This is a genomic window from Gordonia humi (assembly GCF_014197435.1).
Classification (GTDB): domain Bacteria; phylum Actinomycetota; class Actinomycetes; order Mycobacteriales; family Mycobacteriaceae; genus Gordonia; species Gordonia humi.
Genome location: NZ_JACIFP010000003.1, coordinates 25,184 through 43,929 on the forward strand (window position 1 = coordinate 25,184; position 18,746 = coordinate 43,929).

An 18,746-nucleotide genomic window follows, 5' to 3' on the forward strand; every position below is an offset into this window, starting at 1 on the left:
GCGTAAGGCCCCAGGAAACAGCGAGACCGCTCGTGTGCGCTGCTGTGTGGCCTGGTGTTGTCCCTGGTAATGCGTGCCCCGGCGGGCATCATGCAGGGACGAGCCGCACTGGAAGCGTGTTCCATGTTTGTAGTGAGTTGTTGTATCCCCGTTCCGGTGTGCCGGCCAACTCCAGGTGTTCGACCCGGTCAGCCAGGGCGGTGAGCAGGACTTCGGCCTCCAGTCGTGCGACGTGTTGACCGACACACTGGTGGAGGCCCATGCCGAAGCCGACGTGGCCGGAGGGATCGCGGCCCAGGTCGAAGTTGTTTGGTGCATCCCATCGCCGTGGGTCACGGTTGCCCGCTCCGATCAGGAGCATCATCTTCTGGTGGGGGCCGATTGTGGTGCCGAGGAACTCGACGGGATCATCGCCGGTGGTGTGGAAGACGATCTGCAAGGGTGAGGCCCATCGCACAGCTTCATCGAATGCACGCCGCGCAAGACCCGGGTCTTTACGTAGAAGCTGCCACTGCTCTGGGTGGGTTGCGAAGGCGTGCAGAATGGCTGCGATTCCGTGCACTGTGGTGTCGATGCCCGCGGAGACGAGCGAGCGAACCACCAAAGGGGCTTGTTCCAAGGTGATTTCACCTCGGTCAGCGGCCTCCCAGATGCTCGCGCCGAATCCTCCGGGTGCGAGATTCTCGCGTCGGCACAATGTGGTGACCCACGCCGACAGTTGCGTCAGCCGCGTTGCGCTCTTCTCGAAGAGCGCGTTCTGCGGACCGAAAGCGTTGAACACGAGATCACCGTAGGCGAGTAGGTCGCGGCGTCGCTCAGGCGGCAATCCGACTGCATCGGGAAAGACCTTGAGCGGGAACGGCGCGGCCAACTCGTTCATGGCGTCGATGACTCCGCCGCGGGCCAGCACCTGGTCGACGCTCTGTTCGGCTTCCGCGAGCCATTCGGACCGCAGGCGTCGCAGCACCCGTGTGCTGAGCACTTCGGTCAGCACACGGCGGGGTGCGTCGTGCACGGGCGGGTCGGCCTCGGTAGGTAGAGCCGGTGGTCTCCAGGGCTTTTCGACGTGGAAGTTGGCCAATCCTACGCCTGCTCCGACATGGAAGTGTTGCCAGTCGGCCAGCACCTCCCGGATGACGTCGTAGCGGCCGGTGGCGTAGACGTCCAAAGCGCTGAGGTAGACCACCGGGCCGGCCTCACGCACCCGCTGTTGCACGGGCAGGCGATCGATCAGATGCTCCTCGGCGTACGGATCGTCGTCGACGACGGGAGGAGTGAGTACGGGAGTCGTCATGTGGTACTCCAAAGAACGAGATTATCAGGCATCGAGGGTCAGGGTTGAGGTGTGGGCCCGCGAAACGCACACAAGAATGCAGTCCCCGGCATCCCTGTCGGTCTCGCTTAACATGCTGTCGCGGTGATCTGGCCGGCCGGCGAGTACGGCGACCTCGCATGTCCCGCAGGTGCCCTGTCGACACGACGAGAGCACCCCGACTCCCGCTTGAGCCATGGCATCGAGAATGCTGGTGCCCGGTGCCACCGGGAGGTCGAGTCCACTGCGCTGCAGATGGACCACGAAAGGACGATCATCGGCGCGGCGGCCCGCGCCGTTGACAAACCGCTCGGTGTGCAATGTGTGCGGCAGCCAATTCGCCGAGGCGCGCTCCGCTGCGTCCAGCAAACCGGCTGGGCCGCAACAGTAGACACGTGTCCCCTTCTCTATATCCCCAACCCAGTCGGCAATGTCGGGCCGGCCGAACTCGTTCTCGGGAACCAGGTCCACGTGACCCCGTGCGTCGGTGAGTTCGTCTGCAAAGGCCATCGACCGACGCCAACGCCCACCGTAGAGCAGCTTCCAGGGAATCTTCAGTCGATCAGCCTGTTGGATCATCGGCAGCAGCGGCGTGATACCGATGCCACCGGCGATGAACAGATACCGCTCGGCCGGGACCAGATGGAAGTGGTTACGCGGCCCCCCGAAACCCAATATCTGCCCCTCGGCGAGTTGAGTGTGAATCCACTCTGACCCGCCGGAACCGGCGGTTTCGCGCAGGACAGCGATCCGATAGGTGTACGCATCCCAGCGATCACCGCACAGGGAGTACTGACGCACCAGCCCGTTCGGCAGTATCACGTCGATGTGTGAGCCCGGCGTCCACGGGGGCAGCCGCCGACCTGTCGGATCGGCGAGGGTCACCGCGACCACTCCCTCGGCGACCACCTCGACACCGACGACCTGAATCGATGTGGCGTCGGTGTCGAGGCCCGCTCGTGCCGCCGCCACCGCAGTATTCATCGGTTCTCCCGCATGGGTAGATCGTGGAAGTCGAATGCGGTCAGGTCCGGCTTCCGGGTCAAATCGTAGAACTCATGCAAGGAGTAGGGCCACACCTGCGACGCTCGGCCATGTCGGTTCTGGTACCACGTTTCAATTGTGGCTACGCCCCACGCTCGGCGCCGGTTACCCTCGTCCACCCAGTCACAGAACTCGTCCACGGCATCTGTATGCGGCGACATCGATGCCCGTCCCGATCGCAACAGCTCGCCGATGCACTCGACGGTGTACTCCGCCGAGCACTCGGCCATGAAAAGTGAACTGCCATTGACGACTACACCGGTGTTGGGCCCCATCAGCATGAACAGATTCGGGAAGTGAGGGACCGTGATACCGAGATATCCGCGGGCATCACCGTCCCACATCTGATGCAGGTCTTGTCCCTGCGCACCGGTGATCGTCATGGGTTCCAGGTAGTCCGACGCCCGGAAGCCGGTGGCGTAGACGATCACGTCCACTTCGTGGAGCCGCCCGTCGGCGGTGCGGATCCCGGTGGGCTCGATCGAGGCGATCCCGTCAGTGATCAGGTCCACGTGAGGTTTCTTCAACGCCGCCGCCCAGACCCCGTTGTCGCGGGTCATTCGCTTGACACCCGGCGGATAGGTCGGGGTCATTTTCTCCAGCAGGTCGGGGTCGCCGTCGAGCTGTGCGCGCAGATGCTCGATCAACTGCGCGCGCAGGTGCGCGTTGTTGGCCGACGTGGTGGCAGGGTCGGTCCAGTCGGGATCGACGTCGACGAAGGGCAGACGTCCCTCGTTGGCGAGCCAGAACTGCCAGAACCGGTACCAGCGCCCGTAATACGGGACGTGCCGTAGCAACCACTGCATCCCCTCCGGAATGTCGTTGTGGTATCCGGGTGTCGGCAGCATCCAGGGCGCGTGCCGCTGGAAGACCGACAGATGGTCGACCTGATCTGCGATCGAGGGCACGATCTGGTAGGCGCTGGCGCCGGTGCCGATGACGGCGACCCGCCGTCCGGCCAGCTCGACATTCTGGTCCCAACGGGAGGAATGAAAAGCTGTCCCGCCGAAGCTGTCCCGTCCCGGTATGTCGGGAATGTTGGGAAGGTTGAGCTGGCCGACGGCGGTGATCACCGCGTGGAACTTCAGCTGTTGCTCGGCCCCATGCGCATCTCGGACGGTCACTGTCCAGATCTGCTCGTCGGAGTCGAAGGCCAGCGCGGTGACCTCGGTGTTGAAGCGAATATTCGGACGCAAACCGAACGCGGCCGACACGTCCTGCAGGTAGCCCTCGATTTCCGGTTGCGTCGAGAATGCCTGGGGCCAATCCGGTTTCTGCGCGAACGAATAGCTGTAGGCAAAGTTCGGGGTGTCCAGACGGCATCCGGGATAGACGTTCTCCCACCATGTTCCACCGACCTCGGCATTCTTGTCGAATACCACGTAGCTCACCGAGGCCTGGCTCAGTCGGTGCGCTGCCGCCATGCCGGAGATCCCCGCACCTATCACCGCGACGGTGAAGTCCCGGTCGGGGGCCACGTCGTCTTTGGTCCATCGGGGCGCACCGTAATCCTTGGGGATCCCGAGTTCATGGCGCAACAGCGGAAGCTGTTCATCACCGGCATCTTTGGTGATGAAGCGCACGATGTCGGCGAGCAACTCCTCCGTCGGTTGCGCGGCGGGTATCGATCCACGGTCACGGAGTTGTCTCAGTCCATCGAAAGCCAGCTCGCGGGCCCGTTCCTGAGCCCGAGGAGTCAAGCCGCCCTGCGCCGCGATCACAGCGTCCATCGGTGGGAGTGGGGGCTTGACCGACTCTTCCAAGATCGAGGGGTCGGCGTTGACGTGTGCCAATGCTGCCAGTAGAGCCGGTAATTCGGCGTGCTCGAGCGCCGCGCGCAGGAAGTCGTCGTCCTCGACGATCGGCACGAAACTGTTGTACTGCTCTGCAGTGTCGGCCGCAGCGATCGGTGAAGCCGTGTAGGTCATGCCGGGTCCTTGGTCAGATAGTCGATCACGATCTGGGCGGTCTCGACCGGCGACTCGATATTCGGTTCGTGTGCACCGTCGACCTCGAGCGCGGTGATCGCCGGGGACAGGTCGGCCAGCTTTCTCGCCCAACCACTTTCGAGCAACACGTCGTCACGTCCCTCGATCAACAGCAGCGGGGTGGTGACCGCTGCCAGATTGTCCAGGAAGGGGTCGGCTGCCGGCGTTCTGGTCACCGATGGATTGCTGAGTCTGGGGGCGGTCATCGCCTCCCAGTGTCCCGGGATCAAGCTGTTCTCGTAGCGGGCTCGGACATGAGCGTCCATCCCGGCGGTGCTACGAACCGTCAGGCCAGTCATCTTCTCGGCGTCCTCGAGGCTGGGCGTGTAGTCGGCCAACGCGGCCACACCTTCGGGCAGACGGTACGGCCCGCCGGTACCCGAGATGCTGATGGCCTTGCTCACCGGCCACGGTTGCGCCGGGTCGGCCACGGCGCGCAGAACCACGGAACCACCGAATGAGGCACCCACGAAGTGCGCTCGCGACACCCCGAGTTCGGCACAGAAGGCGGCAAGGTGAGCCACCCGAGGCAGATACGGTGGGCGGTCGAGGAACACGACTTTATCGGTGCCGCCCCAACCGAGCAGATCCGGTGCCAGTACGTGGAACCGCTCGGCGAGCGGGGCGATCATCTCCCCCCAGCACAATTCGGCGGTACTCCCGAAACCGCCGTCATGTACCAGGACGACCGTCTCGGAACCTGACGTGCCGGCTTCCAGGTAGGTGGTGGTGAATCCGCCGGCGGTGACTGACTTCTGCTCGTAGGCGTTCCTCATGTGTCATCTCTTTCTTCGCTGTGCTCGCACCCGGAACCCAGGGCCGAGCTGAGTTGTTGTTCAGTTCTTGACCGAGCCGCCGTCGACACACAGCGTCTGCCCGGTGACGAAGGCTGCTTGGTCGGACAGCAGGAACAGCACCGGACCGACTATGTCGTCGGGGTGGGCACGCCTCTTGAGCGCTCGGGTGGCGATGTTCGCCTCCTCGGTGTGCGCCATCCGCGCGATCATCGGTGTGGCGGTGATCCCTGGGCTGATGACGTTGACAGTGATCTCGTCCTCACCCAGTTCCTCGGCGAGGCAGCGCGCGAATCCGATGACGCCGGCCTTGGACGCGACGTAGGCGAAGAGATTGCGCGACCCTTTGAAGACCGTCCCGGAGGCGAACAGCACGATCCGGCCTCCTCGCGGCATGAGCGGGACAACAGCCTGGGCCAGCGCGATCGTTCCCTCGAGATTGGTGCGCAGGATCTGTTCCCACTCGGCTCGTTCGGTCTGCCGGAAGGACGACCACTGCCCCCTCGCGGCGCAATGGACGAGGTTGTCCACCGGGTGTCCGCCGAGTTCGGCGACGATTGAGTCGATGCCTTCGGGGCTGCCCAGATCGGCACGAATGTACTGCGCAGCACCGTGCCGTTCGGGAGGTGCGGCGATGTCGACGATGATGACTCGGTGTCCTTCGGCGATCAGCGCTGCGGCCACTGCTGCGCCGATACCGCTGGCACCACCGGTGACAACAGATGTGGTCATCGCCCTACCGGCTCTCGGGAGGTGTCGTCGACTCGTGCGATGAACTCGGTGACCACGTCGTTGAACGACGAAGGATTCTCGACACACGACAGGTGGCCGGCCGCGGGGATGGATGCCAGGGTCGACCCGGCGACGTTGTCGAGGATTGTCTGGGTTCGTTCCATCGGTACCTTCAGGTCGGAGTCTCCGATCACCACTAACGTCGGGCTGGTGATGGCGGCCAGGTCGGCGGTCACGTCGGCGAAGAATGTCGCCTTGGCCGAAGCCAGGTAGGCGGCGGCGGACATACTGCCGATCGCCGAGACCAGATTCGTGTAGTCGGCATCGTCGACTCGGCGGGTGAGCGTCTCCTCGAGGTACCTGGTTGCGTACGCCGCCATCCCGGTGGCCTCTATCGCGGTGGACGCCGACTGCACCCTGTCCGCGGCAGCCTCCCGGGGCAGGCGGGCAAAGGTGTTCGCGGCAATCACACTGCTGACATTGCCCGGATGTGTCGCCGCATAGGCGAGCGCTTGGATGCCGCCCATCGACAGTCCGACCAGATGTACCGGACCACACGTGCTCACGAGCCGGTGCAGATCGTCGACCCAGCCGCCGACGGTGACCGTTCCGGTGAGTGGGGTGCGGCCGTGTCCGTTGCTGTCGGGTGCGACGACGTGGTGGTTGTGCTCCAGGTGTGCCACCTGGTGGCGCCAGAGGCGACTGTCGGTTCCGAGGCTGTGCAGCAACACCACCGTCGAACGACGGTCTGCAGCGACCGATACGGTCGGTTGTGCGGTCATGATTTCCTTCGTTGCGAGCGTGGGTGGCACGCGATGACGTGGGGCATTCACTTGTTTCGGTTGGCCAGGCTCTGTCCGCCGATTCCCCAGCGTTCGGCAGGTGTCTGGTCGATCAAGACCTGGACAGACGAGGCCGTGGCATTGGTGATCGACACATACACCTCCGTGATCGATGCGATCAGCTGGTCGATCTGTTCAGCAGACAGGGGGGATGCGTGTTTGACGTTGATGATCGGCATGATTAGGTCGCCTTCTCTGTGTGCTGGACTTCCGGTGCAATCCGGGGCCTATGTGCGGATTCGATTTGCGAGTGAAAGTGTTGCTCGTCGGTGTGGTGGGTGGTCGACGTGGTGCCGGCATTCTCGCCCAACCCGAGATGCTTCGTCTCACCGGCGATGAAGGCGCCCAGAACCATGACGATGGCCGCGACCGAGATACCAATGGCGAGACGGATGGTCACCACATCCATACCAGGGGTGATGGCGGTGACGATCGCCGGCGTCACCCCTCCGATGGCGAAACCGATATTCCAACACAATCCGGTGCCGGTGGCACGGATCGATGTCGGGAATCGCTCGTTGAGAAAGATCAAGATAGGTGCCGAGGCCGCCATCATCACAATTGCAATCGCCGTTGATGCCACCGCCACCGAAATAACCTGGTCGGCACCGAGATTCGACATCCACAGATAGAGCGTCGGCAGAATAACCACACCAGGAATTCCTATTCCCAGGATGACCGAGCGACGTCCGTACCGGTCGCTGAGTACACCGCCGAGTAGCCCCCCGGCGATGACACCGATGTTGGCGATGACCAAGATGATTGCTGCCGTGGATGATTCGATCCCCAAGCCCTTGCCGTAGAAGGTGGGGAAGAAGCCGACCGTCAGATAATAGGTGGTGGCACCACCGGCGGCGATCGCGATGTTCACGAATGTGCGTCCGCGATTGGCGCGACCGAAGATCTCGGCGAGAGGCGAGGACTTCGCTGCGGCCCCGGAAACCTGCACGGCACCTTGCCACAGCGGTGATTCCTCGGTGTGCCGATACACGAAGAAGCTGAAGGCGGCCGTGACCAAGCCGGTGAAGAACATGATCCGCCACCCGTAGAGGCTGAAATCATCGTCGGGTACCAGTGAGGTGACCAGGAAGTAGACCGCCGACGCCACCACGGCACCGGCCCCTGCCCCGCCACCGGCCACCAGCCCGGACATCAGTCCGCGATGCTCTGGGGATACGGTCTCGGTGCCAAGCGTGTGGGTGGACGCAACAACGCCGCCGACGAATACACCCTGTGCCATACGCAGAATCAGAAACAGCAGCGGGGCGAGCACTCCCGCGACGGCGTAAGTCGGGATCGCGCCCATCAACGCCGTCGAGACGCCGACACCGAGAACCGCATAGAGCATTGCCCGCTTCCGACCGTTGCGGTCGGCGTAACCGCCGAAAACCGCCGATCCCAATGGCCGCAGGATCAACGTGACGGCAAACGACACGTACACGAATGACAACTGCAGCATGTCGTTGCCCGAGGGCACCAGTTGCGGACCGATCGTGGTGGCGACGTAGAGGATGATCGTCAGATCGTATAAGTCCATCGCCCAACCGGTCAGTGATGCTATGCCCGCCGCGCGTACTCGCTTGCGATACTCCGCGGTGTGTTCTGTTTCCAAGGCCGCCTCCTGAGTGAGCCCCACCACACTGTGTGGCTTGGCGTGACATTACGGCCCACTTTCCCCAGTGTTCAACTATGGTTCCTTTATGCGAAACAGATTCACTAGAGAGGTGTGCCGGTATGGAGAACACCGCTGATAGCCCGGGCTCCCGAACACTGTCGTCGGTCGATCGGGCGCTATCGGTGATCGAGTTGCTGGCGGAGAACAACGGCTTGACCGTCACTCAGCTCGCAAACCGCTTGGGCACTGGGAAGGCAACAGCTTTTCGACTCGCCAAGACACTGGTCGAGCGCGGATGGGCGGAGAAGGACGAGGAGCTGCGGTACCGGTTGGGGCCGAGTGCTCTGAGTCTGTCCCCCGGGGTCCAGAACGGTACCGATCTGCGTCGCCAGCTCTACCCGATCCTGCAGGAACTGCAAGATGCGACCGGCGAGACGATCCACCTCACCGTCTTGCGTGGTCGGCACATCGTCTACGTCGAGCAACTGGTCTCCCCGAAGCCGGTGCATTCGGTGAGCACACTGGGGGGTCGTTCTCCCGCCCATTGCGTGTCGCCGGGTCTGGCCCAACTCGCCCTGTTGCCCGAGGCCGCCCGCAAATGGGTGGTGTCGACGCCACTGCGCAGATACACCGAGCATTCGGTGGTGGACCCAGACGCGGTCCTCGCCGAACTGGTTCGGGTCCGCGAGCGAGGGTACGCGATTAACAAGGGCACTTTTCGAGCCGACGTGGGTGGGGTGGGTGCGGCGGTACTCGACGCACGAGGCCGCCCGCGCGCAGGATTGTCGGTGTGCATGCCGATCTTTCGTATGCAGAGCACCGACCTCGCCGAAATCGGGAATCTGTTGCGAACCAAGGCCGTCGATGCGCAGCGTCGTCTCGATCTGGGCCTTCATGTACCCGGCTGGTAGCAGATCAATAACGGTATCGCCCAACGGAACACCCAGGCCCCCAAGGTCATCATGGATGGTTGGCTTGTCTGATGACCGAGATGCAGAGGAACAGTTCTACGAGTGACGACCACACCGGACGTTGCTATCTCATCACCGGGGCTGGTTCCGGTATCGGGCGAGCGGTGGCCCTCCGGGTCGCTGCCGCAGGCGCGGGTGTCGCCTTGGCCGACAAAGATTTTCGTGGTGCCAGCGCGGTGGCCTCCGACATCGTCGCCGCGGGTGGCACCGCAGTGGCACTCAAGGTGGACATCAGCGACGAGGCGCAAGTACAGCAGATGATCCTCGACGCCGTCGCGGAGTTCGGGGCCCTCCACGGGGCTTTCAACAACGCGGGTATCGCGGCAGCCGGTGACTATGCCTTCGGAACGCCGCTCACCGACATCGAGGCCACCGACTTTCGCGCGATGATCGAGGTGAATACCACCGGATTGTTCCTGTGCCTCAAGCACGAGTTGCGAGTCATGCGTCAGGCCGGCACGTCGATCGTGAACACCGCGTCGGCCGCGGGTCTCATCGGTATGCCGCAGGGAGCGCCGTACGTCGCGTCAAAGCATGCCGCCGTCGGCCTGACCAAGGCCGCCGCCCTCGAGGCGGCCCCGCGCGATGTGCGGGTCAATTCGATCTGCCCGGGCTACACGGAAACCCCCATGCTCCTCGCCAACGCCACCACCACGGGCAGACAACGGCGAGTGGATTCCACTCCCCTCGGCAGACTCGGCCAACCCGAGGAGATCGCGGAGATCGCGGCATGGTTGCTGTCCCCCGCGTCGTCATTCATGACCGGATCCAATATCGCTATCGACGGTGGTCTCACTGCTGGCGGATCGACCATAGGCGCGGGGTGACGTGCCGCAGCACCCAAAAAGCGATGATCGCCTACGTTTGGCAAACTCTCCTACGTTATCGGCATTTCAAAACGGTTTTGACAGAGCGGGTTTCGAGAGCTGCTGACATAGGAGTTCGTCACGGGGGCTGGTGCACGAGTTGGTGACATCTGATCTGGCTTGCCCTGCCGGGGCGGCCTGGAAGGATGTTGTTGTGCCCAAGCCCTATCCCCAGGAGTTCCGCGACGACGTTGTTCGCGTCGCTCAGAATCGTGAAGACGGTGTGACGCTCGAGCAGATCGCCGCCGACTTCGGTATCCATCCCATGACGTTGCAGAAGTGGATTCGCAAGGCCGACGTGGAGGCCGGGATCAAGCCCGGCACGACCGCCGCGGCATCCCAGGAGCTCCGGGAGGCCAAGCGGCGTGTGCGACTGCTGGAGCAGGAGAACGAGGTCCTGCGCCGCGCTGCTGCCTACCTGTCCCAGGCGAATCTGCCGGGAAAAGGTGGTACCCGCTCGTGAGCGAGCTCGCCGCTGACGGCATCCCCGTCACGGTGGCGTGCCGGGTACTCAAGATCGCTCGTCAGCCCTACTACCGATGGCTCAAGAACCCGGTCACCGATGCCGAACTCGCCGAGGCGTACCGGGCCAACGCCCTGTTCGACGCGCACCGAGAGGATCCGGAATTCGGCTACCGCTACCTGGCCGATGAAGCTGAGACCGCGGGCGAGAAGATGTGCCGGCGCACCGCCTGGCGAATCTGCTCAACCGGTGGCTGGACCAGTGCCATCAGCAAGAAGGGCCGCGGCAAGCATCGCAAGGCCGGCCCACCCGTGCACGACGATCTCGTCGAGCGAGACTTCGCCGCCGTGGGCCCGAACGAGCTGTGGCTCACCGACATCACCGAGCACTGGACGGCGGCGGGAAAGCTGTACCTGTGCGCGATCAAGGACGTCTATTCGGGCCGCATCGTCGGGTATTCGATCGACTCCAGGATGAAGTCCTGCCTGGCCGTGGCCGCACTGAACAGCGCCGTCGCCAGGCGGGGCGACGTCACAGGCTGCGTCCTACACAGCGATAGAGGATCTCAATTTCGCTCGAAGAAGATGCAGAAGGCTATCACCCGGCACGGCATGCTCGGGTCGATGGGAAGGGTCGGCGCTGCCGGGGACAACGCGGCCATGGAGAGCTTCTTTTCACTGCTACAGAACAACGTCCTCGACCGCCGATCCTGGGCCACCAGAGACGAGCTCCGGGCCGCCATCGTGCACTGGATCGAACGCACCTACCACCGCCGCAGACGACAAGACCGCCTCGGCAGATTGACCCCCATCGAATTCGAGACAATCATCAACCACGAGGCCCCTCAGGCCGCGTGACTAACCGTGTCACCTAACCGTGCATCAGCCCCCATCACCACAGAACTGACCCACAGACACACCAGCATCGAGACCACACGTATCCGCAGGTCACAGCAGTACCGATCACAGATCGAAACCCAAATGCAGCCACACACCTCTTGCATTAAGGTCACGAAACGATAACGCCTGCTATCGTCGGGGTATCCCGGCCCCGCGGTAGACACACCGCCGCGGGCGGCCAGGGCGAGATTTCGGTGAGGTGGTGATCGGCGATGATGAGCTTGCACAAGCTCTCCGCCGGTGACGGCTACGAATACCTGACCCGCCAAGTCGCAGCACAGGATTCGACCGAACTAGGTCAGAACACGTTGGAGTCCTACTACTCCGCCGAGGGCGAAGCACCGGGCCGCTGGCTCGGCGAAGGACTGGCCGCGTTCGACGACATTCATCGCGGTGACCTGGTCACCAGCGAGCACATGAAGGCCCTGTGGGGCGAAGGCCGCCACCCCAACGCCGATGCGATCGAGCAGCAGCTGATCGAGCACGGGCACTCCGCGCAGTACGCGCTCGCCGCGACGAAACTCGGCACCCCGTTCAAGATCTATGAGGGCGCACCCGAGTTCACCAAGGCCGTCGCCCAGGCGTTCGCCGCCCACAACGAACAGGCCGGGAACCGGCGTAGCGACGCGATCGACCCGGACACCCGCGCCCACATCCGCACCCAGGTCGCCCACGAGATGTTCGCGAAAGAGTTCGGTCGCACCGCGATCGATGAACGCGAACTATCCGGATGGATCGCCCGCCAATCACGCAAGAAGACGACCGCCGTCGCCGGATATGACCTCACCTTCTCCCCCGTCAAGTCCGTCTCGACCCTGTGGGCAGTGGCTCCTCGGGAGGTCGCGCAGCGGATCGAAGCCGCCCACCAAGCCGCCGTGGAAAAGACCCTCGCATCTCTAGAACGCGAAGTCGCCTACACCCGTACTGGTTCCAACGGCGCCGCGCGCGTGCAGGCCCAAGGACTCATCGCGGCCGCGTTCACGCACCGCGATTCCCGCGCCGGAGACCCCGACCTGCACACACACGTTCCGATCTCGAACAAGGTGCATTACCAAGGCGACGACAAGATCTGGCGGTGGGGCGCACTCGACGGAAAGCCGCTGCACCGTCTCGCGGTCGCGGCCTCTGAGGAGTACAACACTCGTCTGGAAGCGGAGATTATCGCCGCGTTCCCGCAGGCCCGTTTCGCCGACCGCGACCCCGGTGTGCGGGGTAAGCGACCGGTCCGCGAGCTTGTCGGCGTCTCACCAGATCTGATGAACCGATGGTCCGCGCGTACCCGCGCGATCGAGGACCGCACCGCGCAGCTGATCGGCACGTTCCAGTCCGAACACGGCCGTGAGCCGACCGCCGTCGAGCACATTGCGCTACGTCAGCAGGCCAACCTCGACACCCGCGAAGCCAAACACGAACCCCGCTCGCTGGCCGATCAGCGCGCCACCTGGCACGCGCAGGCACTCGATCAACTCGGCAGCCCCGCCGCACTGCACGCGATGATCTCGGCAGGGTTGGGCCGCACCACAGACGAGATCTCGCCCGAGTTGGCCACCCAGATGCGTCGCCTGCGCGGGCACCTGACACTGACGATGAACCCGGTCGAGGCCGCACGGCTGTGCGCCAACAATGACGAGATTCGCCGCCGGGCGCTCGACCATATCCGCGCCTACGGTCCGCATGTGGCGGGACTGGTCGACGCCGAAGCTCGCGCCTACGGACAGATCGCCATCGACACGATCAGCGCTACCCGCTCGGTATGGAAGGCCAGCCACGTCCGCGCCGAAGCCATGCGCCAAGCCCGCATCCTCGGTATCGACCCGGCCATGATTACCGCGGTAGCCGACCACATCACCACCGCAGCGCTTGATGAACACAGCGTGCAGCTGACCAACAGCCGCACCCGATCAGACCTCGGTGAACCCGCCATGTTGCGCGATGCCGACGGCGCATCGGTATTCACCGAACGTGGCCTCGATGACTACACCAGCCCGGCCGTGCTGGCCGCAGAACGGCGCATCGTCGATGCCGCGAGCGATCACCACGGGCAGCGGATCGATGGTGTGCACGTCGACATCGCGTTGCTGGAACAGGAAGCGAACACGTTCGCGCTCAACGCCGGACAGGCCGAACTCGTCCGCCAGTTCGCCACCAAAGGGGTCCGCTTCCACCTCGCGTTGGCCCCGGCCGGCACCGGGAAAACATCGGCGATGTCGGCGTTCTCGAACGCCTGGACCTCGGCCGGGGGCACCGTCATCGGGTTGGCACCGACCGCCGACGCCGCACAAGTACTCGCCGCCGATATCGGCCGCCAGACCGACACTCTCGACAAGTACGCGCACATCGTGCGCGCACTCGATGCCGCCGGAGACGACGAGAACGAGCGCGCCCGCATCCTCGAATCCGCACCGGAATGGTTCACCACCATCGGCCCGGGAACGGTCATCCTCATCGACGAAGTCGGCATGGCATCGACCTGCACCCTCGACCCCGTCGTGCACCACGCACTCGCAGCCGGTGCCGACATCAAAGCCGTAGGAGATGACCAGCAGCTCGCCTCCGTTGCGGCCGGAGGTGTCCTGCGCGATGTCGCCGAACTCGGCGACACCCTCACCCTGCACGAGGTGATGCGGTTCGCCGACCCCACCGAAGGCAAAGCGTCCTTGGCGTTGCGGGAGGGCAACGATGAGGCGATCGGCTACTACATCGACCACCAACGCGTGCACGTCACCGCCGACACCGTTGCAGCCGAGGCCGCCTACACCGCGTGGCGCACAGACATACAAGCCGGGCACGCCTCGGTGCTGTTGGCCCCCACCGGTGACACCGTCCGCGCCCTGAACCAGCGTGCCCGCGCCGACCGGCTGGCCGATACCCCGCCGACCTTGCGCGACAAACTCGCCGGACGTACCCGCGAACTGACTCTCGCTGACGGTCTCGCCGCGAGTGTCGGTGACACCATCCGCACCCGCCGCAACGATCGCCGCCTCCGCTTGTCCTCGACTGATTTCGTGCGCAACGGCTACCGGTGGACGATCGAGAAAGTCGGTACAGATGGCACCCTGACCGTCCGGCATGAACGCTCGAACGCGCGCATCATTTTGCCCGCCGACTACGTCGCCGAGCACTGCGAACTCGGCTACGCCGGCACTATCCACTCCGCGCAAGGCATGACCGTCGGATCACGCGGGAAGCAGCAGGGAACCTGCCACATCGTCGGCGCGGACAGCCTCGACCGGCAGATGCTGTACGTCGCGATGACCCGCGGTGTCGACGCCAACCACCTGTACCTGGGTACGAGCGAGGCCGACCCGCACAAGATCATTTTCGACCGGGCACAGCGCCCGCCGACCGCCGTCGACATGCTCCGACAGATCATCGACCGCGACGGACGTCAGACTTCCGCGTCCACGATCGCGCGCACCGATAGCCGTGCTGCGACGCATCTGGCGCACGCCGCCGACAGTTACGCGACCGCCGTCGCCGCGATCGCCGAAACCCACCTCGGTACCGGTGTCATGACCGCGATCGACCACGCCGCCGACACCCTGCATCTTGGCCTGACCGAGCACGAGGGATGGCCGGCCCTGCGCAAGCAACTGGCCGCGATCGCCCTGTCGGCACCCGACGGCGTCGACCCCGCTACCCACGCGGCCGAGCAGCTGCACACCGCGATCGGCCGCCGCGAACTGTCCACTGCTACCGACGCCGCGGCGGTGATCTCCTGGCGACTGGACCCCACCACTGGCACCGAGACGGGTGGGCCGTTGCCGTGGCTGCCCGAGATCCCGGCGGCCCTCGCCGAGCATCCGCAGTACGGGGACTACCTCGCGCGGCGCGCGGAACTGGTCGGCGACCTCGCTCGTTCGGTTCGCGACGAAGCCGCCGATCACAGACTGCCGTGGCAGGCACGCACCGCTGGTATCGACCGCGAGCTGGTCGCCGACGTCGCCGTGTTCCGCGCCGCCCACAACATCGCGGACAGCGATCACCGGCCGCTCGGTGATACTCAGCTCGGCACCGCATCGCGGCGCGCGCAGGACGCCCTCGCCGATCGCCTCGGCAACTCCCGCGACACCGACACCGGTCGGTGGGAGGAGACCGCACGCCGGATCGACCCGCATCTCCTCGATGACCTGTACTGGCCCGAACTCGCCCGGCACCTCGACACCGCCGACCAGCGTGGAATCGACGTCGAACCCATCCTCGAACGCGCCGCCACCGACCACATGCTGCCGACCGAGACACCTGCGTCCGCGCTCTACTGGCGTATGGCCGACGACCTCGCGGCAGACCCCATCGACGCCGCCCGCGTCCACCTCGACTCCGCGAACACCGCACTCGCTGACCATCGCCTAGCGGCGCTTGCGCCCACAGTCGGCGTCGAACACACCACCCGGTGGGGTGCCTCCGATCATCGAGACGATCTGTCGACCGCGCTCGCGGCCGCGCACGCGACAACCGGTATGGCCCCCGAGCATCTACTCGCCGCAGCCGGAACAACCCGCGCCGACGCGGAGGTGACCGCACGGCTGCGCGGACTCGCCGGAACCTCACAGCCGCGACTTGCGCCTACCGCGTTGCCCGGTGACGACCCGACGCTCATCGAGGCCGCCACCACGGCGCACGAACGCTACCGCGCACTCATCGCCGCCGCACGAACCGATCTCGACCGCAACCCGCCGCACTGGCTCACCCAGCAACTCGGTACCCGACCGGCAAGCGTCGACGGCGCCAACGCATGGGACGCCGCCCGCACCGCACTCCTGGACTACCACGCCGAATACGGGCGCGGCGACGAAGCACTCCCCGCGCTCCCGGCCACCGCGAGCCCAGCCCAAACCCGGGCACACACACTCGCCGCCGACCGCCTCGAACGCGTCCGCCGCCAAGAACACATCGACCGACTCACCCAGCTCGAACACCAACGCCAACAACACCTCGTCGAACAAGAACGCCGAGCCCAAGAACAACACCTGCCACCACCGGACATGCACCACAACCAAGGCCGCCACATGTGATCACGTGAACCGTCCTGGGTCTGGTGGAGACCGTGAACGCACCAGGAGAATGCGATCATGGCAGCACCACGCAAGTTCGATCAGGAGACCCGCGAGCGGGCCGTCCGGACGTACTACGAGCAATTGAAGGACAACGACGGCACTCCGCCTTAGGGATGCGAACTCCGATAGAGTTCGAATTGCTACACTAATCCACCCCCAACTGTGGCCTGATAACAAGCAAGACGACTCCGCCAAACTCGGGACACATCACTGGTGCTCGAGGCACGTGCTATGCCTACTGTTGGGTGGCTTACTCCGTGCGAGTAAGCAATGCTTTTGCGACGGAGGACGCGTTCGCGATGCCGGTGCGGTTGCAGAGCCAGCGGCTGGTTGCCGCGAGCGCGTGGACGTCGATCCCGGTCTCGATCCCCATCCCGTCGAGCATCCACACCAGGTCTTCGGTCGCGAGGTTTCCAGTGGCTCCTCGCGCGTACGGGCAGCGGCCGATCCCGCCCGCGGACGTGTCGAACTCGGCGATTCCGGCCTGTAGCGATGTGTGTACGTTGGCCAAGCCCTGACCGTAGGTATCGTGCAAGTGCATGGCGAGTTGATCGGCGTTGCCACCAGCGTCAAGGATCGCGTCCACGACGGCATCTACGTCGCCGGGGGTTCCGACACCGATGGTGTCGGCGATCGATATCGAATCGCATCCGCTCTCAAGCAGACTCATGGCGCAGTCCGCAACTTGTTCAGGATCGACGTCGCCTTCCCACGGATCGCCGAATGCCATCGAGACGTAACCGCGTACTGCAAGCCCGACTGCGCTCGCCGATCGCGCGATGGTGGATGCCCGCCGCAGTGCCGTGTCGCGGTCGGCGTTTAGGTTCTTTTCAGCGAACGTCTGTGTAGCCGAGGCAAACACGGCGATCTCGCCGATACCGGAGGCCAGTGCCCGGTCCAGCCCGCGCGCGTTGGGAACCAATGCGACCGAGCGCATCACCGACCGGGGCTGATGCACGGTTAGGTGACACGGTTAGTCACGCGGCCTGAGGGGCCTCGTGGTTGATGATTGTCTCGAATTCGATGGGGGTCAATCTGCCGAGGCGGTCTTGTCGTCTGCGGCGGTGGTAGGTGCGTTCGATCCAGTGCACGATGGCGGCCCGGAGCTCGTCTCTGGTGGCCCAGGATCGGCGGTCGAGGACGTTGTTCTGTAGCAGTGAAAAGAAGCTCTCCATGGCCGCGTTGTCCCCGGCAGCGCCGACCCTTCCCATCGACCCGAGCATGCCGTGCCGGGTGATAGCCTTCTGCATCTTCTTCGAGCGAAATTGAGATCCTCTATCGCTGTGTAGGACGCAGCCTGTGACGTCGCCCCGCCTGGCGACGGCGCTGTTCAGTGCGGCCACGGCCAGGCAGGACTTCATCCTGGAGTCGATCGAATACCCGACGATGCGGCCCGAATAGACGTCCTTGATCGCGCACAGGTACAGCTTTCCCGCCGCCGTCCAGTGCTCGGTGATGTCGGTGAGCCACAGCTCGTTCGGGCCCACGGCGGCGAAGTCTCGCTCGACGAGATCGTCGTGCACGGGTGGGCCGGCCTTGCGATGCTTGCCGCGGCCCTTCTTGCTGATGGCACTGGTCCAGCCACCGGTTGAGCAGATTCGCCAGGCGGTGCGCCGGCACATCTTCTCGCCCGCGGTCTCAGCTTCATCGGCCAGGTAGCGGTAGCCGAATTCCGGATCCTCTCGGTGCGCGTCGAACAGGGCGTTGGCCCGGTACGCCTCGGCGAGTTCGGCATCGGTGACCGGGTTCTTGAGCCATCGGTAGTAGGGCTGACGAGCGATCTTGAGTACCCGGCACGCCACCGTGACGGGGATGCCGTCAGCGGCGAGCTCGCTCACGAGCGGGTACCACCTTTTCCCGGCAGATTCGCCTGGGACAGGTAGGCAGCAGCGCGGCGCAGGACCTCGTTCTCCTGCTCCAGCAGTCGCACACGCCGCTTGGCCTCCCGGAGCTCCTGGGATGCCGCGGCGGTCGTGCCGGGCTTGATCCCGGCCTCCACGTCGGCCTTGCGAATCCACTTCTGCAACGTCATGGGATGGATACCGAAGTCGGCGGCGATCTGCTCGAGCGTCACACCGTCTTCACGATTCTGAGCGACGCGAACAACGTCGTCGCGGAACTCCTGGGGATAGGGCTTGGGCACAACAACATCCTTCCAGGCCG

At 64.6% G+C, this 18,746-nt stretch carries 14 protein-coding genes; 4 read left to right on the forward strand and 10 right to left on the reverse strand.

What is annotated here, in order from left to right:
- Positions 1-88: 88 nt before the first annotated feature.
- The 8 genes from BKA16_RS23235 to BKA16_RS23270 are packed head-to-tail and all read right to left on the reverse strand — an operon-like array spanning position 89 to position 8,324.
- On the reverse strand, positions 89-1,294 hold the full coding sequence (locus BKA16_RS23235) for a cytochrome P450 (RefSeq protein ID WP_183373420.1): 1,206 nt from the start codon (positions 1,292-1,294) through the stop codon (positions 89-91).
- Positions 1,295-1,318: 24 nt separating this feature from the next.
- A complete protein-coding gene (locus BKA16_RS23240) occupies positions 1,319-2,296 on the reverse strand; it encodes a PDR/VanB family oxidoreductase (RefSeq protein ID WP_183373362.1) in 978 nt (325 codons plus the stop codon).
- The gene (locus tag BKA16_RS23245) at positions 2,293-4,284 is read right to left on the reverse strand and encodes a flavin-containing monooxygenase (RefSeq protein WP_183373363.1); all 1,992 of its coding nucleotides are present in this window, start codon (positions 4,282-4,284) and stop codon (positions 2,293-2,295) included. The genes BKA16_RS23240 and BKA16_RS23245 overlap by 4 nt, the downstream gene beginning before the upstream one ends.
- Positions 4,281-5,120 (reverse strand): alpha/beta fold hydrolase, encoded by an 840-nt coding sequence (locus BKA16_RS23250; RefSeq protein WP_183373364.1) that lies wholly within the window; start codon positions 5,118-5,120, stop codon positions 4,281-4,283. Before BKA16_RS23250 ends, BKA16_RS23245 begins: the two co-directional genes overlap by 4 nt.
- 60 nt (positions 5,121-5,180) lie before the next feature.
- Entirely contained in the window at positions 5,181-5,870 is a 690-nt protein-coding gene (locus BKA16_RS23255; RefSeq protein WP_183373365.1) for an SDR family NAD(P)-dependent oxidoreductase, read from the reverse strand.
- Positions 5,867-6,652 (reverse strand): alpha/beta fold hydrolase, encoded by a 786-nt coding sequence (locus tag BKA16_RS23260; protein ID WP_183373366.1) that lies wholly within the window; start codon positions 6,650-6,652, stop codon positions 5,867-5,869. Before BKA16_RS23260 ends, BKA16_RS23255 begins: the two co-directional genes overlap by 4 nt.
- Positions 6,653-6,699: 47 nt before the next feature.
- Positions 6,700-6,891, reverse strand: coding sequence for a tautomerase family protein (locus tag BKA16_RS23265; RefSeq protein ID WP_183373367.1), 192 nt, complete (start codon positions 6,889-6,891; stop codon positions 6,700-6,702).
- A 2-nt stretch (positions 6,892-6,893) separates the two neighbouring features.
- Positions 6,894-8,324, reverse strand: a complete 1,431-nt coding sequence (locus BKA16_RS23270; protein ID WP_183373368.1) for an MFS transporter — start codon at positions 8,322-8,324, stop codon at positions 6,894-6,896.
- A 122-nt stretch (positions 8,325-8,446) separates the two neighbouring features.
- On the opposite strand from BKA16_RS23270, the gene BKA16_RS23275 reads away from it, so the two are divergent.
- The 4 genes from BKA16_RS23275 (at position 8,447) to mobF (ending at position 16,541) form a co-directional block, all read left to right on the forward strand.
- Positions 8,447-9,238 (forward strand): IclR family transcriptional regulator, encoded by a 792-nt coding sequence (locus BKA16_RS23275; protein ID WP_183373369.1) that lies wholly within the window; start codon positions 8,447-8,449, stop codon positions 9,236-9,238.
- Positions 9,239-9,309: 71 nt separating this feature from the next.
- The gene (locus BKA16_RS23280) at positions 9,310-10,125 is read left to right on the forward strand and encodes an SDR family NAD(P)-dependent oxidoreductase (protein ID WP_183373370.1); all 816 of its coding nucleotides are present in this window, start codon (positions 9,310-9,312) and stop codon (positions 10,123-10,125) included.
- Between the two features lie 193 nt (positions 10,126-10,318).
- Positions 10,319-11,484 (forward strand): IS3 family transposase gene (locus BKA16_RS23285; RefSeq protein WP_183369779.1). Its coding sequence is split into 2 segments (ribosomal slippage): positions 10,319-10,603 and positions 10,606-11,484, totalling 1,164 coding nucleotides; the frame shifts between segments, so codons are not numbered across the junction.
- 254 nt (positions 11,485-11,738) lie between these two features.
- Positions 11,739-16,541: a MobF family relaxase gene (gene mobF, locus BKA16_RS23290; RefSeq protein WP_183373371.1), complete on the forward strand. Its 4,803-nt coding sequence runs from the start codon at positions 11,739-11,741 to the stop codon at positions 16,539-16,541.
- 292 nt (positions 16,542-16,833) lie between these two features.
- Here the strand turns inward: mobF and BKA16_RS23295 are convergent, their stop codons facing one another.
- Entirely contained in the window at positions 16,834-17,520 is a 687-nt protein-coding gene (locus BKA16_RS23295) for a hydroxymethylglutaryl-CoA lyase (protein ID WP_183373421.1), read from the reverse strand.
- 40 nt (positions 17,521-17,560) lie between these two features.
- A protein-coding gene (locus tag BKA16_RS23300; RefSeq protein WP_183369779.1) for an IS3 family transposase occupies positions 17,561-18,726 on the reverse strand; the annotation gives its coding sequence in 2 pieces (ribosomal slippage) (positions 17,561-18,439 and positions 18,442-18,726; 1,164 coding nt in all).
- Positions 18,727-18,746 lie beyond the last annotated feature (20 nt).